Here is a 2,624-nt window from a genome sequence, read left to right on the forward strand (position 1 = left end):
CGAAGTTCATCATTTTCACAAATCTGGATCTGCTCTGTTCTTTTAACTTTCATAATACATCTCAATTAAATGGTGTTTTCTTTTTGAACAACAATGCAATAATGATCCTATTTTTATAAGTCCTTTCCTCCCTTAGTTTTCATTGTTAATACCTTATCATACACTAGTATATATAATCGTTTTTTCTAACTATATATTAAAGAGAAAAAAATAATAGCCTTCCAGTATATTCTTTATATGAAGATTGTTTGATTAGTGAACTGGTAAACTTTGCCTTAATTGGTAAGCAAATTGAGAAAAGTGGCTATCACAAAAATATGCTCCAAGAGATAGATTATGGCACCCTACTCATCTTATGAGATGGAAATTCTCGCTCGCAAATGTTAAATATAAATAGCCATTACATATTTTAATGACCAGAATATTAATCGGTGTAGCTTGGCCCTATGCTAACGGGCCGATACATGCAGGGCATATGGCAGGTGCGATTTTACCTGCGGATATATTTTCCAGGTTTCAGAGAATGAATGGTAACGAGGTGCTTATGGTATCAGGCAGCGACGAGCATGGCACGCCCATAACGATCACTGCTGAAAAAGAGCATCAATCGCCTCAGGAGATTGTGGACAAATATCATAATATCAATAAGGATATTATAGATAAAATGAATGTTTTTTTCGATTTATATTCGCGTACTTCCTCAGATGTGCATAAGAAGGTGGTGAAAGAGTTTATACTCGAAATTTATGGAAAAGGGTTTGTCTATCCAAAATTGATGGTATCTCCGTACTGCCCGCACTGTAACAGGTTTTTGCCAGATCGCTATGTAGAAGGTACGTGTCCTTACTGTGGCAATCCGGAAGCGCGAGGGGATCAGTGTGATAATTGCGGCAAGACTCTAGATCCTTCTGACTTAATTAATCCAAGATGCAAGATATGCGGTACCACCCCGATTTTTAAGGATACCGAGCATCTGTTTTTCAAGCTTTCAGAGTTTGAAGCAGAGATAAAAGAGTGGTTAGGCACTAAAAATTTCTGGAGAGACAATGTTCTAAACTTTACTAAAAAATATCTAGAAGGGGGATTAAAAGACATACCTATTACCCGAGATTTAGACTGGGGTGTTGAAGTGCCTGTTAAAGGATTTGAAAATAAAAGGATATATGTGTGGTTTGAAGCAGTAATTGGTTACTTATCAGCTTCTATTGCTTATTCAGAATCCATTAACAACCCAGATTACTGGAAAAAGTTCTGGAAAGATCCAGATGCAAAACATTATTACTTTTTAGGCAAAGACAACATACCATTCCATACCATAAGATGGCCCGCAATGTTGATGGCACATGGAGGCTTGAATTTGCCTTACAACGTGCCTGCAAACGAATATTTAAGATTCGACTTTGCAAAATTCTCAAAGAGCAGGGGCATCGGGTTCACTATGCCAGATCTCCTTAAAAATTTTGATGCTGAGATGCTGAGGTTTTATCTATCCTTAAATTTGCCAGAGTTGAGAGACTCTGATTTTACGCTTCCAGATTTTGTGAACATGGTCAACCAAGAACTCATTGATAAATATGCAAATTTTATTAACAGGGCTCTAACTTTTACTAAGAGCAGGTTTGATAAAGTGCCAGAACAGTATGATCTGGACGATAAGGACATAGAATTGCTCAAGAAGATAGAAAACACATCCAATTCTATGGCTGGGATGATCAATAACGTGGATTTAAAAAAAGCATTCAAAGAGTGGCTTTCGCTGGTGAGGTTTGCAAATGTCTATTTTGATAACAGTGCCCCTTGGGATCTTTTTAATTCAAATATAAAAAAATGTAAGACCAAACTGCATCTATCTTTAAGGTTAGCAAGGGCACTTGCTATAATGGGCTATCCATATCTACCAGTAACCTCGCAGAGAGTATGGAACATGCTTGGCTATGATAGTAAAATATCTACGGTAGGATGGACCGAGAGCTTAAATGATATAGAATCCATGCCGATGAAAGAACCAGAGTTGTTGTTCAAGAAACTGGAACTAGAAGAGCAGTTTGAAGATTGGCAAAAATTAGATTTGCGGGTAGCCAGAATCACCGATGTTACTGAACATCCAGATGCTGACAGATTGTACATCTTAAAGCTCGAAGTTGGTGGGGAAGAGAGAACTCTTATTGCAGGGTTGAGAAAACATTATATGAAAGAAGAGCTAAAAGGAAGATATGTTATACTCTTATACAATTTAGAGCCTGCAGAGATAAGAGCTGTGAAGTCAGAGGGCATGCTATTAGCAGCAGATGATTCTGAACAAGTATGCTTATTACTTCCAGAGATAAAAGAAACTGGATTGAAAGTGGAGGCAAATAACTTGATTTCTGATTCTGGTAAGATTCTCAAATACAAAAATTTTGAAAAATTAAAATTTGAGGTGGCAAAGATTGAGAATATAGAGGATGATATGATTACCGCAACGGGATCTAAACAGTATCAAGTACCTTACAGTGCGCCTAAAGATTGGCTTGGAAAATATTGCATCCTGTTTTTTGACAGAAATAGGCCCATGATACTTCACATAAAAGATCATCTTGTAACATTAGACCGTGACATTAAGCTCGGAGGAAAAGTTAGATGAG

Annotated in this window: 1 protein-coding gene; it reads left to right on the plus strand. The window is 37.1% G+C overall.

Translation table 11 applies throughout. The annotated features are described in order from the left end of the window. Nucleotides 1-412: 412 nt before the first annotated feature. Complete coding sequence (gene metG, locus QXQ25_05400) at nucleotides 413-2,623, plus strand: methionine--tRNA ligase (protein ID MEM0161138.1); 2,211 nt, start codon at nucleotides 413-415, stop codon at nucleotides 2,621-2,623. The last annotated feature ends 1 nt before the right edge of the window (nucleotide 2,624 follow it).

The organism is Thermoplasmata archaeon, assembly GCA_038729465.1.
Taxonomy (GTDB): Archaea; Thermoplasmatota; Thermoplasmata; order Thermoplasmatales; family ARK-15; genus JAVRLB01.

Coding starts and splice junctions, on each gene's coding strand:
- metG (MEM0161138.1), top strand. CDS start 413: ATGACCAGAATATTAATCGGTGTAGCTTGGCCCTATGCTAACGGGCCG.